The organism is Rossellomorea aquimaris, assembly GCF_001877785.1.
GTDB lineage: Bacteria > Bacillota > Bacilli > Bacillales > Bacillaceae_B > Rossellomorea > Rossellomorea aquimaris_A.
In genome coordinates this window covers 50,458-74,370 of sequence record NZ_MINN01000022.1, presented here as the reverse complement: position 1 = coordinate 74,370, position 23,913 = coordinate 50,458, and the positions used below count along the sequence as shown (strand labels likewise).

Sequence of the window (23,913 nt, the reverse complement as noted above, 5' to 3'; positions counted from 1 at the left end):
GTTCTAACATGACAGCAGAAAAGCCTCTTTGACCAACATTGGCACTTCTTATATTAACTTTTCATGATAGCGAAGCAAATGGTATGGTAATGGATTGTTTATAAAATAGGCAAATGTTAGAGATAGGTTCCTCATTAGATGAAGATTTACAGCAATCTCATCAGTTGGCTTGGATAACGTTATACGCAATGGGTGTCGGGATTTGAATGGTTTATTTGTATTCTGTTTAGTATTATAGTTTTTCCCAGTATTGTCTTTTAATTTCGGCGGAACAGCATAATATTCTCCCAGGCTTTCGACAATAAACGTGCCCGCGGAAGGGATGCCGTCTATTCTATAATCAATATAAGGATTCCGGTGGGCAGCATGATCAAGGATTGCTGCTGTATATGGAAACTCTTCATCACCACCCCTGTACTTTGCAGGGAGTTCATCTTTCATGAATACGACAACATCCTGGTCTGTCGAGATTTCATCTTCGATAAAGCGGTGGAAATCGAGATTTCCACTTTGATATAGAGAGCTTTTGTTTTCAGCCTTTAAATACATCAGTGATTCATACAGTGACATCCAATCAGTCCCCTTATATTTCACCTCCGTTATTCCATCCCTCATGCGTGCCATTACAAAAATGTATCCTCTTTTTTTCTCAACTGATGTGGCAATACACCTAGGAAAGTAATAAGTGTAGTTTGAAAGAGGCTCTTTATATATTGAAATCATCTGGTTCGTAAATCCTTTACGTGCTAGAATATCCGCAATACAGCTTTTCATCTTATGGAGTTTATCCGTTTCTTTCAGTTCATCCATAGGGTGAAAACACTGTGTTAGTCTATTGGTTTCTAGAAATCCTTTTTCAATAGCTTTTTTAGGATCACTGTTTTGGTAAATGCCGTATTTGCCGATTTCGATAAGACAAAATGTATTCTCATCTGCAACTTGAAGATCAGATTTGATTTCCTTTATACGTTTACGCTCTGAAGAGAGTTTCCCCCCTGCAGAATAAGGCAAATCTTGCATTAGGTAAACATATTCAGAGCAATCCTTCAGTGTTATTGCTATTTGTCTACCGGATGTATTATCTTTCAACAAGTACTTCCCGCCGTCTTGCTTTTCCAGACTGTACCGTGGTTCAACTTTGTCTGAATCGATTAAGCTTTTTAGCCCCTCTTCGATAATCGGAAACAATGCACTTTTTTTTGCATATGTTTCGATAGTTATCTGTTCCTGTCTCAATTCCTCAGGGTGATCAAGTACAATACTTCCACCTTTTAAGGTAGTTGGCGGTGTAACTAGTTTTCTGGCTTGAGGATGGGCTGACTGCAGCAAGGGAAAGGCGGCGATAAACATATCAAAAATCCTCGTTTTTTCTACTTTGCTTATTCCTGCTTCGATAAGATTAGGGTAAGACTTATCATCCGTTTTATATGGTATAAGTGCCGCCACCGGACTCGAATGGTAGAACTGATCTGGTGAAGAGAGTATGACCGGTAAGTTAGGCGTGAAACCCATTTCTTCAAACATTTCAACGGTCTGATTATAGTAGGATAAGTATATCTTCTGCTGAAATTCATTCATAACAAAGCGTGTCATTTGCTTACCAGTACGGGTTGACCGGATTAAATAAAGTGACCTCCTGTGATTTCTTGGGAAAAAGACTTTTCCATCTTTGAGAAGAGGTTTATAAATCCAGCGCCTTAATGAAGATTTCATATGCATAATCAGTTGACCATCGGTCTCTTCAAAATGAAGGCTGATGACGTAAGATGCATATTGTTTACCATTTTCCCCCTTTAAAGAAGTAATATAGACGGGTTCTGAAACTGCCTCATTTTCAGATCCGTTAAAAATATAGAACCACTCTTTAGGAAAATCAATATCTTTTTGCTCCCCACGGGTATTGGGAATACTCCAGGTCAATTGTTTGTTTCTCACACAAAATTGATTTAAAAACCAACTGGAGACCAGTTTCTTAATGACTGGTGAAGTAAAACAATCTGCTATCGAAGTAAGTTCAATCCTGATTTCATGCTTTTTTATAGACTCCGGAATATCAATCTCCCTTTTCCTTGAAGCAAGGATACGACTTATCCAGTTTATGAGTCTACTATGTATTAACTTCCCTGTGGCAGTGCGGGCACCTTCACTAAGATATAGCCAAGGCTTTTTCCCTTCCAATGCTGGTGCAGAAAAGTCAGCCCAAACCACTTCCTTATATCGGCCTTGCAGGATTGCACGAAACTCTGAAATCCGAAATTCCCACTCAAATTGTTTGTCTGTTTTCAGCTGTTCGTTCAGTAAAGTTTGTGTACCCGTTGGCAAATACACAAGCTGTATCAATTTATCCTTAAAATCTTTCCTTTCTATTCGCACGCTATGAAAGATTGTTTCTTTTGCCTTTGTTTTTGTTGTCATTGCTTATCCTCCCATTGATAATGCTTTTTTCAGCCCTCTTAAAAATTCTCCATACAATTCCTGTTTGGCCCAATTGTCTGAGCACTGCTCTTCCAAAATTGAAACCCAGGCACGCAGCATACTACTTTGCAAAGTTTCTTTCTTTCCTGTTCCATTTGCATGCTTTGCCGCAAATGGGGCATCTACATAAAAAACTCTGGCATCAGTTTGACCTCTCAACAGTCGCCCGATCATCTGCCAAACATTGATAAACATGTACCACGCCATGTTTTTTCTTTCGATTACATCTAAATAAGACCACTCATTGTCTTCAAGCAGCATGTGCTGCATTAAAGAATTTGATCGGGATCGGATATATTTAATAGCTTCATAGAAATGCAACCCCTTATAATTAGCCTGTTCAATGTAATACGGAACGGCCCCGTTGATCACCTGAATGATATTGGTAATAGAGTCACCCGGTATATAGGGGCGAATCAAGAAGAATATACTTCCGAACAGGGAGTTCGATTCCTCTTGTTTCAATATGTTATATCCACGATTAATGGAAAGCAGAGGAACGATTAAGATGTCTGCTTCAGTGTCAGCAAAGAATTCTACTTCTGCCCTCAGGACTTTCTGTGTAATTGCTTCGTCATCAATCTGTTTCGCCAGTGCCCGAACCTTGTTTGGGAAATACCGTTCGAGACGACTCTGAACAATATTGGCCTGCTCATAGGAATTAACAACAATCAGAACCTTACGACCATCATGATGCCAAAGGGATAATTCTTCTTTCAATTTTGGAACTAGTTGTTCAGCCATTTCCCTTAAGTTTTGTTTCTTCTGTTTTTCATCTCTTACTCCTGAAATATAAATAGGTTTTCCATTCTTATATACTGGATAGAGAAACTGCTTAATCGTGGAGACTTTTTCAGATGTAGACTCTAGTAAAAAGTCTAATGGAACATCAACATGATAATGATTTGAACCTTCTGCAAAACTCGTGCCTGACATATAACACATGGCCGGCCCCTGTTTTCCAGTAAGGTTCCGAAACAAGGTGCCGAACTCTGTGAGGAAATTCCTTCCGATAGCTAAATAGTCGTATGTACTGAAAGTCCCTACGGCTCCCGCTTTATTAGATTCTTTAAAATAATACTGAAATTCACGGCCGGTGGCTGCCTCTGGAAGTAACGGCAAATACCTTTTTACATTTTGGTACTGCCCGGAAAGATCTTCTATAGTTTGATTACAAAGTAATTCGACTGCTTTCTTTATACCGATTAAGAACTTAAAGTTATAATCGAAATACAGATGGTACACAAAAAAGCGGAATAACTGCAAAACCTCTTCCTGTTCATCTCTGGAAAGATGCCTTCTCTGCAGGGATTGTAAGGAAGGACTGTTAAGGAACACCGATAAAAGTTTCTTTGTCTCTTCCTTTTCAATCTCTTTCAATGACAGGAAATCCAAATCATCGTAGCTCTTTTGTTCATGCATCTGGTTAACAAATGACCGAATTGCCCTTTCCATGTATGCATCCCGAGCCTTTTGACTGTCTCTTAACATCTTAAAGTCAATATCTTTCAGTAAGGTGAAAAAAGGATGGTCGCTTAACATCTGATCGGGTGCTATTTCGTAGAGGAACTTTGTTATCAAGATCATAATCTGATGAATCCCAAATGTCCGATTTTTAATTCTTCCCCTTACAAATTCACTTTCGTGGATCAGCTCAAAAATAAGATGATGGACATGGTTAATTTCTGTTGAATGGATCCGCCATAGATGTGAGTGCTTACTATTGGCATAATCATACCTGGTAGCCAGCTCATGGCTTACTTTCAAAAAATTCTTTTCAAAAACAGCTTCATCTTCCCCAAAAATTTTGTTTGCAGTCAGAAATGAAGTATCAGCCATTTGCTGTACACTATCCGCTTCATCGACAAAAATGACATCCAGTTCATCATGTGCCAGTTCTGCATACGTTTTTTTGTAAGGGTTGATAATATCCCTGGGCTTTGAACTAATAAATGCGCTAAGGGTCCCTACCCACATATCAGCTTCTCTTAATGATCGCTCGATCGTATATTTTCCACACTTTGTGAACAAGGGACAAGCAAACCGGTTATCCTCATTTTCATATCCATCTTTTTTTATCGAAATACATGGATTTACACCAGTATGATTCCAATTTTCAGAGAGAACCTGAGCCAAACAACTTCCTTCGAAAAATTGCAAGACATATTCTATTGAAAGCTGAGACAGAGGGTTTACCTCAAATGAACGATTTGCTTCATTTTTTACTTTTCTTAAAAAATCTTTTAAATGTTTTTTCGCCGAACTTTTCCCAATGATCGGCACTGCTTTGATTCCTACAAGGTGCAAGCGGTAAACATGCATAAGAGTGTCAACCACATTCACCGTAAAGATACCAGATTTGACACCTAACTTTTTCAATCGAAACACTTCCAAGTTAAGAAATGTCGTTTTTCCTGCCCCGACTAACCCGGCAATCCCTGTTTGGTCCTTGTATTCAAGTTTTTCGTTCATTCTTGAAGCAGTAGGCTTTAATCGAAAGGATGATTGTGCATCAATCCATCTGCGCAATTGCTTTTTATCATAATCTGAATAGGCATTCAGATTTCTTTTAATAAAGGCATCCATCTCTTCAGCTGTCGACAACCAGGAATCAGGGTGCAGCGACAGAGCCAGTTTTTTTCGGGGAATTTTGGTGCGGCCGCTCGGTAGAATCCAACGGTTTCTTTCTTCATGCAATTTATCTTGGCTTTGTATTAAATGGGGCGGAAAGCGCTTTTCATTATCTTGGGTGTAAGGCATTCTCCTTTCTGTTCTTCCTCTATATGTATCTAAAAAGTAATAGTGACTATCCTCCTTTTCTATGAAAACAGGATCTTCAGGTTCTCTGGCAGAGATTGATTCTGCCGTTAATAGCTTGCCGTACTCAATATGTCTCTCCGGCATGACAGCTGCCAGCTTATGATAAAAATACCCCTTTTTGTGAAGTTCGTAGATTCGAAAACTATTTTGGATGGAGAGATAGTGATCCACCAGTCTTCTCCATGTGGGTAGGGTGAATTCCCGGGAAAAATATAAACGGAGAATATCCAACACTTCTTCTTGTTTCCCTGGCAGAAGTGCTCCCCGGTGATTCGGCAATATAGACCAGATATTTTCAGTGGTAGCACACTTTTCATCTGAACCATAGTTTTGCTGAAAACCAAAAATCATGAATTCAACTTGGATAATCACCTCCAAATCAACCCGGTTCACAGGAATGGAGTTGTTTTGTACAGCATCCTCAAAGGATTTTTTCAAATCAGAGGTTAAAGCCGTTAAACTAATAAACATGAATATTCTCCTTTACTTCAAAAAGCTGGGCGCCATCAGAGCTCAACTCTTTAAACATTCTGACTACCTGTTTAAATGAGTACACTTTACATGAATTAATCCCCATCTCGACAAGGCGCTTATTAACAAATTTCAAATACCGACTGTTTGCTTTGTCATCAGGTACTGCTATGACCGGGGTTTTAACTAGCCCCGCGGCATGATCTGTTACTAGCTTCTTGGCCAGTTGCTTTGCATTCCGGTAATCCTTCACATCTATTAAAAGTTCTTCTGAACCAGCTTTCTCCCCTGCCCTGCGTACCCTCAAATCTCCTAATCTTTCTAAATCAGGATATAACTCTATGGCAGCTCCGCTTTTTACTAACTTTCTTTTCAATTCGAGTTCACGCTGTCCGGGAATAACGGTCGAAAATTGTATGCTTTCCTTCACGCGCAGCTGTTCTGCTTCTGTAATCTCATAGTGATTAAGGCTACTAACATCATAGCTTCTAAGGCATTGTTGTTTTATACAGACAAATACATTCTTCGTTTTCTCATGTAAGGTCCATCCACATGATTGACATTTGAAAGCAGAGGATGGCGGAATATCTTCATAACAGTTTTCCAAAGAGCTTGTAAGGAAATGATCGAAATCGTTTTCCAAACAGTACAATTCCATCGCTTCTATATTCGTTACAGGGTTTTTTATCAGAAATAACCTAAATTTCGTGTAGGACCACTGCATATCCAAGCCTTTCTCCAAGCTCACATCCCGACAATGGATAAGTACATCACGTACAACTTTAGCACTTGCTTCCTGGTATGACTTATACTCCCGCAAAAGCTCTTCAGCCTCTTCGGACAACCCTATTTCGTCATCCAGTATGATAAAATCTGATGAAATTCCTTCCTCATCAAGCAGGTTAGCAGCGGCTGGCCACCAATCTTTTAGTGGCTTCTTAAGCAATTTAAGCCAGTGAAACAAATTCACAGGGTATTCTTTCAGATCAAATTGGAGCATGAAGTAAAGAAACCGATTAAAGAATATTTCGAAATCTCTGGATACAACTGTGTCTTCACTAGATGAGTGGACGGCATCCTCAACATTATTCTCTAATCTTCTCACCCATTCAACCAATTCTATTAAATCTTCTATCCCCTTCATCGTCGTCCCTCCTTACCATTTTTCATGATCTCCGTTCCACAATTGGATCGGGTAATCTTGATGGATTTTATGTTATATGCCAATTTTATGAATGTCAACTGTTTTTTCAAAAAAATAAAAAAGCCAACTCTTAAATCAAGCAGCAATTATTTAAGGATAATTGTTACAAGATGAAAGGTTGGTTTATTCCAAAGCAGAATTGTAAAAATATGTATTTTAACTAATTACAAGAAATTTATTAACAATCTGATTAAGAAATCAGTCTAAGAAAATAACAAAATTATTTTTTCTTGACATACAATTCTAATTCAAGGTAGTCTAAAATCTTTAAAATTGTTGTTATGTTATAATTCTTTCCATTTAAGATTCTTGAAATCTGGGCAGGTCCTATACCATCAATATTCTTTGCAAGTTTTCTAATTGATATTTCCTTTTCCTTCATCTTTTCATAAATTGCAGAAGATATAATTAATTTCTGTTCATCTAATCGATCAAATTCTTCCGAAACCTTTAATGTCTCTCTTAAACTTTCACTCAAAGTCTTTACTCCTTTCTATTTTTGTACATATGTTTAGTACTTAAATCTGTTTCTATTCTAAGGTTGTCCAGATAATAAAGATGTGTTTATTAACAACTTCTTACTTGATATTCAAATTGTTTCTTTCAAAATTTTTCCGTTACATAATGACTCTTACTAATTAAAATTATTGACCCTCTTATTTTTAACTCTCAGACTTATGTATAATCTTTAAAAAATGTATGGTATTACCCAAAGAACTTGTTTCTAATTTCAGCCCTATAGATAGTTCATGATTAATGACTCCAAAATGGTTGGCTCATATTAATAGCGAATATAATCTCTCTTTTACTTCTTTAGTTTTCAAAAAATTAATTTGCTCAAATAGAAAATTTGAAAACGATAATATAAATATTCACCTCTTTCTAATTTTGTAATTAATTTTAACATAAAGTTTAATAATATATTCTAACTATTGATAACTTAGATCTTTAATAAAATCCCTGGTGTTTAAGACTTTATCAATCAAATTAGTTTGTTTGAATCTTTATAATAATTATCAAAAATTCATTATCTGGATTATCAAATGAAACTAGTTTCTTCTATTATACATATCACTAAATTACTATCTATCAATATCCATTTATACCCAGTTAGTGTCAATGATATCTTAATTTCTTATTGAGTATTTAAGATTATATACAAATGATTTTTAAGTAATTATTTTCCTTAACTTAGATAGAAATAGATATGGATAAATGAGATAATTAATATTTAAATGATTAATTGATAAGTATATATTTATATTTTTGAAATGAATCTACTTTACTTTCGCATCATTTTGAAGATGTGGTTAGGGTAGAGTGAGGCCGGTTTTCTTTAGATAAAAAGGAATCGTCCCCATTGAAAATAATATTAAAAAAGGCGAAGTCCGCATGAGTGAAAATACTGACCTCGCCAATTCATTTATCTTTGAGTTTAACTCCTTCTAAACCTGACGTTCTCTTTTTCTTCAAACCTGATATTCACATTTCGTTAGCATATACCAAGTTACGTCTCAACAGAAGTCCACTACTCTGCTAAATCAGCTTAGTAAACCTTGCGTGAAGCGATAAAAAAAGATTCCTAACAAACAACGCTAACGGATTTCAAGAATTCTTCCCTTAATGTTCCATTTCAAATTATTCTTAATAGTTATTTTCAGAATTCATAGCTTCCAGATCTTTTCTTAAGTTATTTAACTCAATCATTATTTCTTCTTTAATATCTTCTCTTCTTTCTACTTCATAATGTTTGATTAGAGAATTTACTAAGTGGTTAATAATTGATAAACTATCTTCAATCTCAAGTTTCACTACAAAAGTTTCATTATCTACTCTAGTGAATGATGTTAATAATTCCCCTTTTTTATTTGAAGCACTCCATACATTTAAAAGATTATATGATTCCGTGTAAATACCATAAACTTTATCAAGGATATTTTTATATTTAAATGCAATTAAACTCATTTCTGCTAAATCATCTTGTTCAATCTGCTGTATTTCAGTTAATGTCCTAATTAAGTCTCCTGAATCATCTAACAAGTTATTTAGAAATCTAGAGGCCTCTTTTCCAAATTTATTAGGAAAGTATTCATTAAAGTAGAATGTTGCAGGAAGTAAACCTTCTTTCTTAGTATTTAATTCCTCCAATATATCAAAAACCCTTTGTAAATTTAGTTGATTATTTAATATTTTTTCTTTAAAGAAATAATAGTCATTTACTATTTTTTCATCTTCATTTAACAAGTTGTCCAATTCACTCTCTCCTCTCTATCACTATCATATTCCCACGTGTGAGCATGGCTCTTTTTAATATTTCTATTGTTTGTATCTTTTATGGAATCATTCCATACCTTAAAGATAATACTTTGAGATAGTGCTCCTTCTTTTTCATTTTTTTCTGAAGTAAAAACTACATCTGAGATATTTTTTAACAATTCCGTTTTATAAAAATCCTCTATGTGTTTTAGTTTAATATTACTATTTGAATTTATTTTAAAGGGTATGAGGTATTCATTATTTAAATAGCTAATATACCTATTTTTTTCTTCATCATAATTGAGTAATCGCTTAAGTAAGTCTTCATTAATTTTCATTTTATATGAACTAATTACAAACTCGTTAAACAAAGTATCTAAATCCTCTTCAAAATTCTCTACCATTATTTTTTTTGGCTTTGAAGCCACAATAAATTTATTAAATTGTTTCTGGATATTCTCTAAGAGTAGGGGGTCTTCTTTTTCGCTAGTTTCAGTAGTATTAATAATTTCTTGTAATTGGTTAATTAAATAGAATATTAATGTTTTGTCAAATTTAGGGGCGACACGCATTAATTTACTTTTAGTATCATTCTTTTCATATCCGAGTTTAATTTTCCCAGCTTCTGGTGTATGCAAAATTATTCCAACATTAATGCTTTCATCTCGTATTGGATTCGGTATAAACTTAATAATTGAGAATAACCCTTTTTCCATTTAAATCACCCCGCAATTTCAATGAGTTTTTTTTGATTCGAAACGTGACTTACTATTAATTCTTTACGATGTCTTAAGAATAATAGGATCGATTTCTTATCATTTTCACCTAATCTCCATTCAGTTGGAACTGATTCAATTATTTCTAATAGCATTGTATTATCAAATTCACTTATCTTTTGAGCAAAACTATTTATTTCTTCAATTACAGGCTGGGAAATTTTTTCGAATAGGTCATTGTATGTTGCTTGTCTTCCTGAAAAGTTCTCTATGTTATCTTTATTTCTATATATATTCTGTCCTGTCCAACCTTTCCCTCCAAAAACATCACTATGATCTATAATATTTAATATATAATGATCCTCGACTGGTGTCATTAGCCAATTATCATAGCCTAATCCTCTATCTAAATTATTTATCCATTGATCAAAAACAATAATTCTAGCAATATCGTGTACATTATTTATTTTAAATATTAATTTTGAATTGAGTCTTATTGCATTTTTATCATACTTAACTCCAAATTGTATACCATCCCCTAACCAAAGATGCTCTTCATCTAATATATAACTATCAATATTAATGAGCTTTGATTCATATACAGGTAATTCTAGATGTCTAGCAAGCAAATAACTAATATATTCATTTGGTAAAATTTTTGTAGCAACATTTTGAAATTTAACTACATAGGTTTCATTATCATCACAAAAGTAACACTTTGGATAACAAGATCCGTCTACATCTATAATATCCTTATTATGAAATTTTGCTTCAACGGTTGGAATCATTGTCAATTACCCTTTCATTCATTCAGTTATATAGTAAATAATACCATATTAACCGCTATAATATTGTATATTTTTACAGTTGTTAGGGTCATTCTGAATATAGTTATAGTTACTGTCCTTACTTCACGGGAACTCTCATTAAATTTTTCATTGCACCCGACCAAAAATCGCCTTCCGTATACCCCGATAAGCCATCACCGGCTGCTTCGTAAAAACATCTATAGGGATCGATTCGAGTACGTCGCCATGCTGTAAAACCTCAAGCTTATCATTACTTGGATTCATCACTACCTCAACATGCCCAATTTGATAAGCTTGGACTTTCCTAGCACGATCAATTGTAGTGTCATCCAAACTTGTTCTTACTCTACTATTAAGCCGCCTAAGCATCCGCCACAACTTAATCTCTTCACCAGACTTCATAAACAATTCCGGAAGCTCCTCAGCCTGCTCAAGTAAAGTCATCGTCGTCAACATATGAGACTGAATCCCATAACCAACCGGACGAATCCCACGCTTTAGCATACGCCAACTCTCAACTTCAAACCTTACACGCTGCCCCTGGACCTTCACATCCTGAACCCGACCATAAAACTCAATCCCATTAGCAACTCCAGTCTCAGCACTAACCTCACTAGTCACATACAACGCCACATACTCAGAACTCTGCCACCCTTTTCGCAGTCCAGCAGAATACAACTCGAAATATCCATCCCTCTTATAATCCCGATACCTCCGAGCATCATTCACCGTACCCACCAACACCTTCTCATCAAGCGACAACTCCCAATGAGTCCATGCTCCAGTCGGCAAGACGCCTTCCTCCTGCAGATCCTCAGGATTACTCTCAACAAAGCGATCAACTAATCGCTCAACCAGCACGGTTGAATTCGGCAGGAATGGCAGCCCGCCAATATTGACTTCATCAATACTCTTATAGAAAGGATGATCCAAATAAGCCTGCTCTTCATTCCAAGGAAACAGCACATACGCTCCGAAGGAATACCGCTCATAACTGTCACGCTGATCATGCTTCTTCACCAGCGCATCCCGGTAGCGGTGCATCGTATTGATGTCCTCTTCAAGCGGCCCGACCTTCTCGGCATCACCTGATCCAAACCCGAAATCAATCCGATACTTCGCATCAAACACATAATGATACCGGTTATGCGAATGCTTCTTCTCCACCTCAAGCATAATATCTGGCTTCTGCGTCACCGTAGGCAGCTTCCCTTCTCTCTTCTGAAAAGAAAGAACAATCCGCTCGCCCGTCTGAGGATGAGTAAATACCTGTTTTGCATTTGATGTCTGATCTAGGTCAACAAACAAAGACCCGTGACGAATTGCCACAACGTCCTGGTACTCTGATACATAGTTTTTCCGCAGGATCTGTCCCATCTTCAAGTACGTCCAATACTCATAAAGAGTGGCCACATCCTTTACAGACATCTTAAACAGCTCGCCTTCTAACGCGAGCCCTCTCGTAACCACCAAATAGATCTTATAAGCATCCCGGTATCCGATCTTCCGTTGGATCACCATGCTCGTCACTGATCGATCAATTGAGTTGATACTCTTCCAAAACGGCTTGTTCATAAAAGCCATTAACTTCTTCTGCATAGACATGATGTTACCCAGGAGTTCCTCATCAACCGCTCGTTCATACCTACCTGACTGGCTAGCAGCCTTCTTAGCCAAATCCGCTAACTTGTGCGTTAGCCGCTCCATCATCCATTTTACAAACCGATTCTCTAGCGTGTCGTAGGTAATGGTTTTCCGAGCATTCAAACCTTTCACCGGAAACACTGGTTTATCATGCAGCACCATTCCATTGTCCGTTTCTATAAATAAACGAGGGTTGCGGCGTAAGTGCTTTCTCCCCTTGCTATCCAGCTTCTTGATGCGCTCACCTCTTACCATCTGATGCTCCGTCAGCAGCTGATGATGTGGCTGCTCCTCAATGCGCTGAATCGATTTGATAAAACTCTCGAAATAAAACTCAATCAACCGGTAAAACTCCGTTAATGATGGATTCTCTGACAAATGATTCGAAGCCCCTAGAAACGTCTTCTTAATAAAGTGAAACGCCAGATTATAGACATCATCATTCACCTCTTCAAGCAGCTTGCGGTAATCATCCTTATAACTTAACTTCGTTGGAAAGATCTCAAGCGTAACATCAACTAACGTCTTCCCCTTATGCTTCACCTGAAAGCTCGTGAATCCGACTTCATTCATGAACTGCAAGTTCCCCATCAGAATCGGATTCTTCCCTCTCCCCACAGGCTCAACAGCACCCCGCAACCCTGGGTGCTCATGATAAAAAGACAATTCCTTATCATTCTTAGGGGAAATGACAATCTGATAAGTGCCATTCTCAAAGAAAACAGGAGAATAAGAATGTCCCTCTTCGACTTCAAGCGAATCAGTCTCCACATCATAAAGTTCAACTGAATCTATGTTCTCCCCGTTCACCTTAAACCTCATAGCCTCTTTCTCAATCACAGAGTGCTTTCGATACTGTGATAGATTTTCAAAGCGTGAATTATATGGCATCCCCTTAATATAAAGCGACAAATCCTCCGTTTCAATATACAGAAGCTCTTTCGTCTCCGATCCACTCATCCTTAACTACCCCAGAAAGAAGTGAAGCCGTCATGCATAATCTTCGGTATCATATTCGACAGCTTCCTAGCTGATTTCGAGAAACGAGCCTCTTTCAAAATCGTCTCGACATCTTCATCCACCCACTCATGACTCGTACAGAATCGGAACAACTTCTTCAGTGCATCTTCCGTTTTAAGATCATTCCCAGTTAACCGCGGAAGCACCTTCTGAAGCAGCTGATAGTCAAACGCCTCATCAAACGACATCAGTTGATCCTCATCGTTATAAATCATATAAAAACAAACCTCATCCCGAACCCGGTAACCAAAATGAGCCTTAATCGGTTCCAAAATTGAATTCACTTCAACTAGCAATCTAGTAACCTTTTTAACCAAATCTTCATGTTCAAAATATGCATCCTTCAAATTCAGAAACCGGCCAGCAACCTGCTTATTTGAAACCGACAACGGTTCAGCAGCAGAATCTTTACTCAAGAAACCAAAGTGATCCAGAACCACCTCATTGTATTCAATCGTATTGGCGCGGTCTAAAACCTTCGGACTGAATGGATGAGTCGTTTCATCCATATTAACCGTCCCAATGATAAATAGATTGTCTCTCATTAGCAATCGGCCAACTTCCGTCTCCTCAACCACAGGAGCAGAAACCAACTCTCCATCCTTATGATCACGGCTTTCCATCACACTCAGCAAGTCACTAAAGTAGTATTCCACTCTGGCTAGATTCATCTCATCTAACAGAACAAAATACGGCTTATCCCGATTCTCCAGTTTATTCGCCTCTATTAATACCTTTGTAAAGGGACCTGCTTGAAATTCGCCTTTGATGTCCCGGTAGCCAATAAGATCTGATCCATCGCTCCAATCTGGACGGACAGGGATTAACGCGAATTGTCCGTTATCTGCGGTTGCTCCAAGACTTTCAGCAAAGAGTTGGACGATTTTAGTTTTTCCGGTTCCTGAGATGCCGGAGAGAATAACAAAAGGCTTAGTCTTTAGAGAAAGATATAAGTTATTAATATCTCTCCGTTCATAATAAAATCCTTTAGTAGAAATAAAAGTATGGATATGATCAACCATTTCGCTGTCATTCCTAAACTCGACCGCGGCTACCTCAACTTCCGGCAAAACATCCTCTGCATTATCTTGTGATTCAGAATGATCTATGTATCTCTCATAATAGGAAATCATGCTCTCTAAATCTTCAACAAGTTCTCTTTCAGAAGGCATCTCGTCTTTCTGATATTCAATGTAAGCAGCAGTGGATAGAGCATATCCCTTTGCTTTACTTGACTCTCCTAGATATAAATCATTATCCTTCTTAACCGAAGCCCTCATTTCAACGTGATCACGTATCTCTTGCTTACGCTTCAACATCTCTTCTTTTGTGGTTTCTGTTACTCCCTGGGCTAACGTTAAATAAAGTCTACTCATATCTTCACTGAATAAATAAACGATATAATAGCCTCTTTGAGTGGAAGTTGTAATTTCTTTATTCATAATCGCAATCCAAGGAACAGATGCCCAGTTCCCTTGACCTACAGAGCCAGTAACAACATATTTATCATTCAAAAAAGGAAGCTTTTGAAATTCTTTAGGCACAGCATTCCTTACATAAGATCCAAGCGCGTTCCCTCCGAAAGGTTGTGCCTTCGCTGAAACATAGTTATTCATGATATATAAGAGTTTTTCACGGATTGATGTATTCACCATATGGTGCTCCTTTAGTGTATTGACTTGAATATTCGGAGTGTACTCTTCATTGATTAAATTTACATATTGAAGCCATTTGAGAAGATTGGTAGATCTTTCTTTCGCAACACTATCCACCATTAGATTATCCCCAAGTGAATTCCTTACGATTAGTTTCCCTAGCTCAATCAAGGCTCTCTTTTTCTCATTTGGTGTATGATCTTCTAATAAATCCAATGTTTCAAGTGCGATTCTAAAATACTGTTTATGTAAAATTTGTTCCCTTAATAGTTCAATCTTATTAGAAGATTTTATGTATTTGTTAATGAGTTCCTCGTTTTGATGTTGATTCTTATCTAGGAAACCTAGCAGCCTCAAGTCCTGACGCGCTCTTGATTTGATTCGATACTCATTACCTTCTAGTTGTTCACTTAATCTTTCGGGATGGTAAGTACCCTCAATGATTTCCTCTAAAAAGGTCTTTACCTTGTGGATCTGCTCATTTGGCAAATCATCTGTTTTGAACTCTATTAACGAAATCGCTGTCTTTTGTCCATTTTCTACTACCTTTACAAAAGGAAGCTTCGCGAAAAAAGACATAATAAATGAAGTTCTCCCCCGTGTTCTTACAAAGTCCTCTTTAGAAGCCACCCGCTTAGAAGAAAATTCTTGCCAAGCTTGTTGTATAAACTCATAGGAAATTAACTCAAGTGAACTCGTCTTTTCTCCACGCCGGAACTTCTCCATTGATGACTCCGTCTCTACATAAATACCTTTTTCATCTGTTCTTTTAATGTAATTATTTTTGTTCAGTGATAAGGTTTGTACCACTTCAATTCTTTCAGCTAATGCTTTTAAGATTTCTATGATCATAGATGTCTCCTAAACGTCGTTTTCTTTAGTTTAGCAAATTATTTCCAATTAATATAGCTTTCTGCAAGTCTCAGATTAATCATGCTAAAATAATCTAGATAACATATTCATATTTACTTTACATATACTAAATTCGATATGGTGGTATGGACTTCAAGTATGTACTTAAATAATAGTTGCAGTATAATGAGCCAGGTTTCTTCTTTATAAAAATTATTTCATTTTATTATAAAATTATCCCTTTTTAATATTTTACCTATTTAACTAAATATTATAATTTATTTTCTAAATAATGTTATAAGGTTCTTCTTATAATTAAAAAAGGTAGCGGACAAATAGCCACTACCTTTCATCTTGTTGAATATTTAATAACTTTAATCGAACCAATCTTCTTGAATTACTAACACCTCAATAGCAGAGGAAGCATTTAACGAAGAAACTTTAAAAGCTAACTAATTTTAAATTATATATTCAATTTCACAATAATATCATTTATATTTGCTTCAATTTCCTCCAAAGAAACTATATACCATTCTTTAGGATTTTCAAATTTCCCATTTGCTGTTGGAACAGAAATTTGTAATTGCTGATCTGCAAATCTATGATGTAAAACTGTTTCTAATTTTCGACCATTAAAGTTCTGAACTTCCCAGGTTGCAACAACTTTCACAGGTGCATATAGATAAGTGGGTTCATTTTCCGCATTTCTAATACGTTTTTCAACACTTTCGCTAGCAAAACCAATCTTATAAAGATTTTGATACTTTGATATTTCAGGATTAGAGCTAAGTGATTTGACTACATAAATATAGCCAGTAGTTAAATATTCAGCAGATCTTTCTTCAACAGTTGTTTCTCCTATAACATCACTCATTACTTCCGTTACCATTCTACCATGACGAGTTTTATCAAAGAGATTGGATGCAAAAGATCTAAGTAAAATGCCTTTGTTTTCAGTTCCATTTTCATAAATAAGGTGAAGCTTTGCGTTACGATAACCATTTTTATCTATATAATAATCACCTATAGATAGAATATACAGTAGAATTCCATTATCAATATAAAATTTACCTGGCATAATATTTTTTTCAGTATCCACCGGTACTATTTTCCTAGTGCCATTTGCAATTTCTTTTTGAGCAAGTTTAAATAAAGGTTCATAACGTTCAAAATGGCTAGCTCGTTTCCGAACGCTATATTTATCAGCCGCACTAATTGTTCTCTTATATCTAGACAAATCAAGTAATGAATCAACTTTTTCTTTACTCCCAAAAAGCGTGTCATCATTGAGAATATCATCAAGAGATTCAGGATTTTTCATTGGATTTTCAATTACTATATTTTTACTATCAAACAAGTTTAGTTCATCAATCTCTGCTAGCTTCTTTATCATTTCTGGCTTATCTCGATAGCCCTTAAGTCTGGAATATAACTTTCTTTCTGTCATATCACGAGATTTTCCAGGCTCTTTTCCACCGTGATTTTTTATCCAAGTAATAATCTCTTTAAATCTTTCAAATTCTGGGTCAATTCGCTTAACTTCTCTATTAGGAGATTCTGCTATTAGTTCATCAAAAATTGGATCTGAAAAAATATCATCAAGATTAAGCTTATCCATCTTGTCTCTCTCTCCTTAATTGCTCCAATCTTAATAAAGCATATGCCAGTCTTTGCTCATATTGGTCTGAGCTAGACTTATCTGGAATTCTTCCATTTTCTTTTTTAAATTGAACAATTTGAGGATACAACATAATTAATTCATCTTCAGAAAAAATAAATTTTATACCATCCATATAATCTTGTATAAATCGTAAGGTTGGTGCATCAATCTCTTTTGAAATTACTTCATATGCACGTTGGAAAGGATTCACTTGATCAATTAAATCAATGGCAATTTCATCAATGTTTATAAATTTATTTGCCATTTTGAGGAATTGTTTTCCGCTAATTCCTTCTTCACGTTCAGCAGATTGAATGACAGATTGTGCAACCAAGTGCTGACGTACCTCCTCAGTCTCATCATTTGTTAAATCAGGGTAAGTATTCATAATCACACGCGGTATTAGCTGTTTATTAATTACTTTCGCTTCTACGCCAGCAGCAATGGCTTGCTGAATTTGATTATCTTGTAAAACAGAAGCTTTTAAATCATTTAAATCGTTTTGAATAATATCTTTTGAACGATTTGTACTTGGCTCCTTTAAACCTTTGATAAAAATATTTGTTCCATTTGATTTTTGATCACCATTATCCTTACGCTTAAAGTTAAAGTTTGGAGCCAAAACTGATTCCATCAAAAGACTTGCTGTGATTGCCTTCATAACATTATTAACCGCAAACATGACTTCATCATCTTGCGCATCTGGTTGAGCAATTAAATTAGTGAATTGTGCATGATTTTTATTTGAACTATCACGTGTCACTCGCCCAATAATTTGCACGATTTCAGTTAATGAGTTACGATATCCGATTGTTAAAGCATATTCCGCAAATGGCCAATCAAATCCTTCTTTTGCCATACCAAGGGCGATAATAATATCCAAGTCATCAATTTTAGCCATATTTCGGATATATTCTTGAACCTTTTCACGACCATCCTCGTTAACTAAATCGGCAATTTTTAATACTCTTCCAGATTCTTCAGTTACTAGCCAAAGCCCTGTATTTTCATCAAATTTAGCATCACCTAATTCTTCTAAAATACGATCAACTTCATCATATTTATCTTTGGTTGATTCACCAGAATTTACATTTGGGATATGGATAATTGTTTTCTTTGAAGTGTTCAAAACTTCTGAAAGAGCATCTGTATAACGCCCTCTATAGAAACTATAACCCATTGCAAAACTTTTTAAATATTTATATCCCTCAAGTTGTTCATAATAAGTATAAATTACCTTATCAAATTTTTGTTCGTCAGTTGGCTCCAAAATCGGGACTGAATCCCCACGGAAGTAGGAGCCAGTCATCGCTACGATATGCGCAGAAGAATTCCCCATAATATTACGTATCGCATTACCAAGAACAGAATTATTATCTTGTGATACATGATGAAACTCATCAATGGCAAGTAAAACATTATCAAAATCCGAGTTATTCAATTGATTAAAAGCAAAGCGTAAAGTTGCATGAGTGCAAACCATGATATTGTCTTCTGGATTTGATGAACTTATAAATTTCACAAATCGTGACACTTTACTCTCACTTGTTCCACGATCCGTAAGGTTATTTTGAGGATTAATAAACCAATCAGAGAAGAATCCAGTTTTTACGAGTTCTGTACTTTGGAATGATTTTCCAATAGAACGTTCAGGAACTGCAATAATTGCTTTTTTTATTCCTTGATTCATTAGCTTATCCAGAGCTACGAACATCAAAGCACGTGATTTCCCTGATGCAGGGGGAGCTTTTACCAATAGATATTGTGAGGTACGTTTCTCATAAACACGTGCCTGCATCTCACGCATCCCTAATGTATTTATATTTTGACTATGTCCAGTACCATTGTAATTAATTTCAAAAATATTTGAAGTCATATTTTCTCCTCACTTACCTTTTCTTGATAAAGCTTCAACAACACACTCAATCGTTCCTCATCAGATTTAAAAGGCTCTTGCTTATAAGCGCGCTCCACAACACCATCAATTTTTTCGTGTGCTTCGCGCAATCTTCCGTTCATTGGTTTATTCGCACCTCCATATAGCTCAGCAAGAGTACCCCCTTCTTCTTCACGGACATCCAACATTTCTAAAACGGCTTCTTCAAGGATATTTTTGCGGTTTGTTGACAGCTTGGGAATTGGGAAAGTATTGTAAACCATTCCTGCAGAATAGCGATAATCTGTTTTCAATTTCCCACCAACTGCACGTAACCAAGTCATATGCATTCGAGATTCTAGGATGCCGAGGAGCCAAATCGGTGCATCGTAAACAACCATAGCAAGATCTGAAATTATTGTATCATCTTCTACAAATCCAATTGGTACATAGTCTCTGGTTTCTGAAGAGACCTTTGGAACAACTAATGTTTGTTTTCCCTTTATTTTTCCAGATTTATTTGCCTTGTCCCATTCTCCCCGTTGAACAAATAGCCATGGCTTCTTAGCATATTCTTTTGTAGATTCTGCTGACTTTTCTCCTGAACGTTCTACAGAAACTTGGCTAAAAATTTGAGCGAATTCTGGAATAGTTTTTAGCTTAATATAATCTTGCTCTTCTAACCAGAGCGTATAGCGATATTCACCTTTAATAAAACCTTGTGAACCAATATACTTTTTAAAAAATTGAGCTGTTTCAGGGTATTTATTAACTAACCTGTCTTTTTCTTCTCGCTCGAAAACTAGATATTTGCTTCTTGGCATATTACCCATGACCATTTGAGGTAAATCAGCAAAATTTTCATTTGAGTTTTTAACAATAATATTGTTTCCGAATGTTAAATACGGATTGATATTAGAACCATAACTTGCAATATCATCAATATAAAGTATTTTTCGACTTTTATTTTTACTTGAAAATCCTATTATTGCAACCGTAACTCCAGCATTATTTGCAGCACTATTTCCCCATTTGAAGGAAGGGTAAGCAAAAGAAATGTCTCCATATTTCAACAATTCATTCCATAGTTGACTTACTTGCTCACCTTGGTTTATCGAATTTGTCGTAACAAAAGCATATTGAGCATTTATTTCAAAGATATATTTTGTTGCTTTATAGAACCAACCAGAAATATAATCAAGTTTCTTATAATTCAAAACTGGGCTGATCGCAATTTCTAAATCTTTTTTCTGAATTTTACTTTGAAGTTTTGCACCAATATAAGGTGGGTTCCCCATAATATAAACTTCATCATCAGTCTCATAAGGAACAACTTGTTTCCAATCCAAACGTAGAGCATTACCGTGTACAATATTCCCTGATTCTTGAAGTGGAAGAATTTTAGGTTGATAGTCCGCTAGAGATTCAATCATTTCTACATTCATTTGATGTTCAACAATATAAAGAGAAAGTTTAGCCACTTCATGTGCGAAATCATCAATCTCAATACCTGAGAATTGGTTTAGCTTAATTTTAGATTGCTTTAGAAATTCTCCTTGATAAACATTCTTTTCCTTTAAAGCGTCCTGGATTTCACGAATTTTTATAAGGATTTGGATTTCAAGCCTGCGAAGTTCTTTGTAGGCAATAATCAAAAAATTACCAGATCCACAGGCAGGGTCTAAAAACTTAATTTTACTCATTCGTTCAAGCAAACTATTTAGTTCTTTAATAATGTTACGTTGTTGTTCTCGTCTTTGTTTTTCAGTAATCTCTCGTTCTAAGTAATTATACGCTCGTTCAGAAAGTCTTTCATATTCCGCTTGAAGATTGTCCAAAAATAGTGGCTTAATTACTTTCATTATATTGGGCACGCTCGTGTAGTGCATACCTGAAACTTGACGTTCTTCTTTATTTGCAACAGTTTGAATCATCGAGCCCAAAATATCAGGATTTATTTCATTCCAGTTAAGCATTTCACCAGCTTCGATTAGAAGTTTTCGGGTTAAAGTGCTAAAATTCAAGTCAAGATGTGGTTCTTTAAAAAGCTTTCCATTTACGTATGGGAGTTTTTTTAACCATTTAGGCGTATTGTATCTTAGGTTTTCAGGAACATCTAAAGTTAAAAATAATTCTTTAATGACTGAATTCAGATTACTTCCATTAGATGCAGTTCTTGTCTTAAGAATATTAGTAAATGAACCTTTAGTGATAATTTCTGTATCTTCACAGAAGTACAAAAAAAGTGTACGAATTAAAAAAAGGTTAAAAGGTTTACCTTTAGCGTCATTATTTGGATTGATCTTGACCAATTCATCATAGAGTTTTGTGAAACGCTCCGCAGCTTTAATATCCGCTGGGCTCTCTTTTTGATAATCTGCTTTCTCTATCCCATTCCATGCAAGGAAGAACTCTGCAGAAGTTGGTAAATCTTCTAAGTGGATAGCAAGCGAATCATTTGTTTTTGTGTCTTTTGCATAAAGCATTTTAAAGTCCGTTGAGATAATATAGCGTGGCCTTTGGTTTTGAGATAAAATTTCCTGCTCAATTTCATCGATAGCTTGTAGTGGATTATTTTCAACTTTACGATAACGAACTTTATTTCTTATAAAAAAATCGCCTTCACTGGATCTTGCACGTGTGATACTTGTTTTAGGAATATCAAAAAGTCCTAAAAACTCTTCAATAAAAGTGTCTTCATTAAAATTTTTAACAATTGTTTTAACTTTATCTTCAATTTCTGTAATGGATAATATATATTTCTTTGACATATGAATTTCAGTCCTTTAATTAGTTACTATTGGTACTATTATAGCAAAATTCATTTAAGGCTTTTAGTGTTACAGATAGAAAAACAATTTAAGACGAGAAGGATGAGGTAATTTTTAAATAACTAATAGGTTTTTGAACAAATATGAATCATATGAAATAGTATGGGTTTAATAGTAATCTACTTTCGAGAAATTTTTTAGAAACGTTTATTGAATTATTTTAAATTCATTAGAAATCTAAGGGTAACAAATGATCCACATTGTTAAAACCCACCTACAACTTTATGCTCCATTAACTGATGAGTACTTTGAATATTTCCATCCACATCTAAATCTATTAGCTTGACCCCGTCTCTCAGTAGAACAAAAAGATCTTTAGGGTGATAGATAGGACTTCCTGAGCGGTCCGAATTCCCTCAGCAGCTCTGTTAGCTTCTCCCTAGTAACTTCATAACTTATGAATCTGGGTTTGTCCGCTTGAAGCTGTCCCAATGCTAATAAAATTAATAACGGCTTATGAGGGGCTCTCTGATCCCCTTTCTTCCATATGGACAGGTTGTTGATTTTATCTTTTAATTCAAAGCTGTTCATTAGTTTCCACCTTGCTTAGAGATTTATTTTCCCCTATATATTAGATCAGATACAAATTCAATTGAATCAATCCTCTACTCCAATCAAAAACACCTTCTCCTCAAATCCCCCACGCTTCTCAGCCTTCTCTATCCGCACTGCTTCCACTTCCTCTATAGAAGATCCATGCTGCTTGGCCAAAGCCCTGAAAACCTCTAACAGATCAGCAAGCTCTTCCACTGCTTCTCCATCCGTATCAGCAGCACAGTACTCATCCAGTTCCTCATAAGCCTTTACTTTCAAATACTTTATGTAGTCTTCATCGTTCAGTACCTTGATTGAAAACTTCTTCCCTTTACTTTCAATGATTTCGGGGATTTTATCCCGGACTAACTTGTTATAGGTCGGCATATTAGTGACCTCCTGTTTTTATAATATCTATATTTTAGCATTTTAATAGGGAGCCAGGAATACTCCCCCACTTTCTGAACATTTCTCTATGTAAGCTTCTGACCATCTATTCCTTAATAGTAGATCGGCAAGTAGGAATTTCTTCTGATAAAGACAGAGAAAAAATAAATTTTAAGTATTTTACATATTTTGTAATAATCCAACTACCTGTTTGTGGTGCTGGGTTTTCCCCGATTTGATAATGATTGTAAAAAGGGGAGAAACCTTTGGTAAAAGAAGAAAATCAACCATTTGCGAAATTACTGGGTGAACATTTGAAACGGGGAAGATATGAACTTGGAATGACCCAGGCTGAGTTTGCTGAGACAACTGAATTGTCAGAAGAAGGCTACGGGATGATCGAGCGCGGGCAAAGAATCCCTAGTGCTCTAACACTGTGCATCATACATAATAAAACAGGAATTAGTATGGACCTGTTTTTCAAGGAATTCGCTAAGATAAAAAAGAGATGAAGTTAAGAAGATTGACTTGGTAGTCAATTGGGGGTATTAACATCAAAAAACAAGAATTCATCCTATTAAAAGATAAGCAAACATACAATTTTATGATTCTCGGCTTTACCCGTGAACATGAATATGGGGAGATCTATTTTACAGATAATAATAGTAAGACTGCCGTTTATAGGGGTTCTGATGTGAAGGAA

The 23,913-nt window shown here is 35.9% G+C and carries 14 protein-coding genes and 1 pseudogene; 1 reads left to right on the top strand and 14 read right to left on the bottom strand.

What is annotated here, in order from left to right; all coding sequences use genetic code 11:
• Positions 1-48: 48 nt before the first annotated feature.
• The 14 genes and pseudogenes from BHE18_RS00985 to BHE18_RS00920 all read right to left on the bottom strand — a co-directional run bounded on the left by BHE18_RS00985 (position 49) and on the right by BHE18_RS00920 (position 23,210).
• Positions 49-2,415 carry a pPIWI_RE module domain-containing protein gene (locus tag BHE18_RS00985; protein ID WP_071616902.1) on the bottom strand — a complete coding sequence of 789 codons (2,367 nt, stop codon included), beginning with the start codon at positions 2,413-2,415 and terminating at the stop codon, positions 49-51.
• Between the two features lie 3 nt (positions 2,416-2,418).
• Positions 2,419-5,766: a hypothetical protein gene (locus tag BHE18_RS00980; protein WP_071616901.1), complete on the bottom strand. Its 3,348-nt coding sequence runs from the start codon at positions 5,764-5,766 to the stop codon at positions 2,419-2,421.
• The gene (locus BHE18_RS00975; protein ID WP_071616900.1) at positions 5,756-6,910 is read right to left on the bottom strand and encodes a restriction endonuclease-related protein; all 1,155 of its coding nucleotides are present in this window, start codon (positions 6,908-6,910) and stop codon (positions 5,756-5,758) included. Before BHE18_RS00975 ends, BHE18_RS00980 begins: the two co-directional genes overlap by 11 nt.
• A 280-nt stretch (positions 6,911-7,190) precedes the next feature.
• Positions 7,191-7,448, bottom strand: a complete 258-nt coding sequence (locus BHE18_RS00970; RefSeq protein WP_071616899.1) for a helix-turn-helix domain-containing protein — start codon at positions 7,446-7,448, stop codon at positions 7,191-7,193.
• 1,166 nt (positions 7,449-8,614) lie between these two features.
• Positions 8,615-9,223, bottom strand: coding sequence for a hypothetical protein (locus tag BHE18_RS00965; protein ID WP_071616898.1), 609 nt, complete (start codon positions 9,221-9,223; stop codon positions 8,615-8,617).
• Positions 9,208-9,942 carry a DUF3037 domain-containing protein gene (locus BHE18_RS00960; RefSeq protein WP_071616897.1) on the bottom strand — a complete coding sequence of 245 codons (735 nt, stop codon included), beginning with the start codon at positions 9,940-9,942 and terminating at the stop codon, positions 9,208-9,210. Before BHE18_RS00960 ends, BHE18_RS00965 begins: the two co-directional genes overlap by 16 nt.
• A 5-nt stretch (positions 9,943-9,947) precedes the next feature.
• Positions 9,948-10,730 carry a HipA family kinase gene (locus tag BHE18_RS00955; RefSeq protein ID WP_071616896.1) on the bottom strand — a complete coding sequence of 261 codons (783 nt, stop codon included), beginning with the start codon at positions 10,728-10,730 and terminating at the stop codon, positions 9,948-9,950.
• A gap of 147 nt (positions 10,731-10,877) precedes the next feature.
• Positions 10,878-13,355 (bottom strand): restriction endonuclease-like protein, encoded by a 2,478-nt coding sequence (locus BHE18_RS00950; protein WP_071616895.1) that lies wholly within the window; start codon positions 13,353-13,355, stop codon positions 10,878-10,880.
• A 2-nt stretch (positions 13,356-13,357) separates the two neighbouring features.
• Positions 13,358-15,922 (bottom strand): MrcB family domain-containing protein, encoded by a 2,565-nt coding sequence (locus tag BHE18_RS00945; RefSeq protein ID WP_071616894.1) that lies wholly within the window; start codon positions 15,920-15,922, stop codon positions 13,358-13,360.
• A 463-nt stretch (positions 15,923-16,385) separates the two neighbouring features.
• A complete protein-coding gene (locus BHE18_RS00940) occupies positions 16,386-17,540 on the bottom strand; it encodes a GIY-YIG nuclease family protein (protein ID WP_071616893.1) in 1,155 nt (384 codons plus the stop codon).
• Positions 17,533-19,458, bottom strand: a complete 1,926-nt coding sequence (locus tag BHE18_RS00935) for a DEAD/DEAH box helicase (protein WP_071616892.1) — start codon at positions 19,456-19,458, stop codon at positions 17,533-17,535. The genes BHE18_RS00940 and BHE18_RS00935 overlap by 8 nt, the downstream gene beginning before the upstream one ends.
• On the bottom strand, positions 19,455-22,229 hold the full coding sequence (locus BHE18_RS00930; protein ID WP_071616891.1) for a class I SAM-dependent DNA methyltransferase: 2,775 nt from the start codon (positions 22,227-22,229) through the stop codon (positions 19,455-19,457). Before BHE18_RS00930 ends, BHE18_RS00935 begins: the two co-directional genes overlap by 4 nt.
• 266 nt (positions 22,230-22,495) lie before the next feature.
• Positions 22,496-22,820: pseudogene (locus BHE18_RS23420) on the bottom strand (phosphorothioated DNA-binding restriction endonuclease); the annotation flags it as partial.
• Positions 22,821-22,886: 66 nt separating this feature from the next.
• Complete coding sequence (locus BHE18_RS00920; RefSeq protein ID WP_071616889.1) at positions 22,887-23,210, bottom strand: nucleoside triphosphate pyrophosphohydrolase; 324 nt, start codon at positions 23,208-23,210, stop codon at positions 22,887-22,889.
• Positions 23,211-23,476: 266 nt separating this feature from the next.
• Here BHE18_RS00920 and BHE18_RS00915 point away from each other — a divergent pair, with 266 nt between their 5' ends.
• On the top strand, positions 23,477-23,722 hold the full coding sequence (locus tag BHE18_RS00915) for a helix-turn-helix domain-containing protein (RefSeq protein ID WP_071616888.1): 246 nt from the start codon (positions 23,477-23,479) through the stop codon (positions 23,720-23,722).
• Positions 23,723-23,913: the final 191 nt, after the last annotated feature.

Coding starts and splice junctions, on each gene's coding strand:
- BHE18_RS00985 (WP_071616902.1), bottom strand. CDS start 2,415: ATGACAACAAAAACAAAGGCAAAAGAAACAATCTTTCATAGCGTGCGA.
- BHE18_RS00980 (WP_071616901.1), bottom strand. CDS start 5,766: ATGTTTATTAGTTTAACGGCTTTAACCTCTGATTTGAAAAAATCCTTT.
- BHE18_RS00975 (WP_071616900.1), bottom strand. CDS start 6,910: ATGAAGGGGATAGAAGATTTAATAGAATTGGTTGAATGGGTGAGAAGA.
- BHE18_RS00960 (WP_071616897.1), bottom strand. CDS start 9,942: ATGGAAAAAGGGTTATTCTCAATTATTAAGTTTATACCGAATCCAATA.
- BHE18_RS00955 (WP_071616896.1), bottom strand. CDS start 10,730: ATGATTCCAACCGTTGAAGCAAAATTTCATAATAAGGATATTATAGAT.
- BHE18_RS00950 (WP_071616895.1), bottom strand. CDS start 13,355: ATGAGTGGATCGGAGACGAAAGAGCTTCTGTATATTGAAACGGAGGAT.
- BHE18_RS00945 (WP_071616894.1), bottom strand. CDS start 15,922: ATGATCATAGAAATCTTAAAAGCATTAGCTGAAAGAATTGAAGTGGTA.
- BHE18_RS00940 (WP_071616893.1), bottom strand. CDS start 17,540: ATGGATAAGCTTAATCTTGATGATATTTTTTCAGATCCAATTTTTGAT.
- BHE18_RS00935 (WP_071616892.1), bottom strand. CDS start 19,458: ATGACTTCAAATATTTTTGAAATTAATTACAATGGTACTGGACATAGT.
- BHE18_RS00930 (WP_071616891.1), bottom strand. CDS start 22,229: ATGTCAAAGAAATATATATTATCCATTACAGAAATTGAAGATAAAGTT.
- BHE18_RS00920 (WP_071616889.1), bottom strand. CDS start 23,210: ATGCCGACCTATAACAAGTTAGTCCGGGATAAAATCCCCGAAATCATT.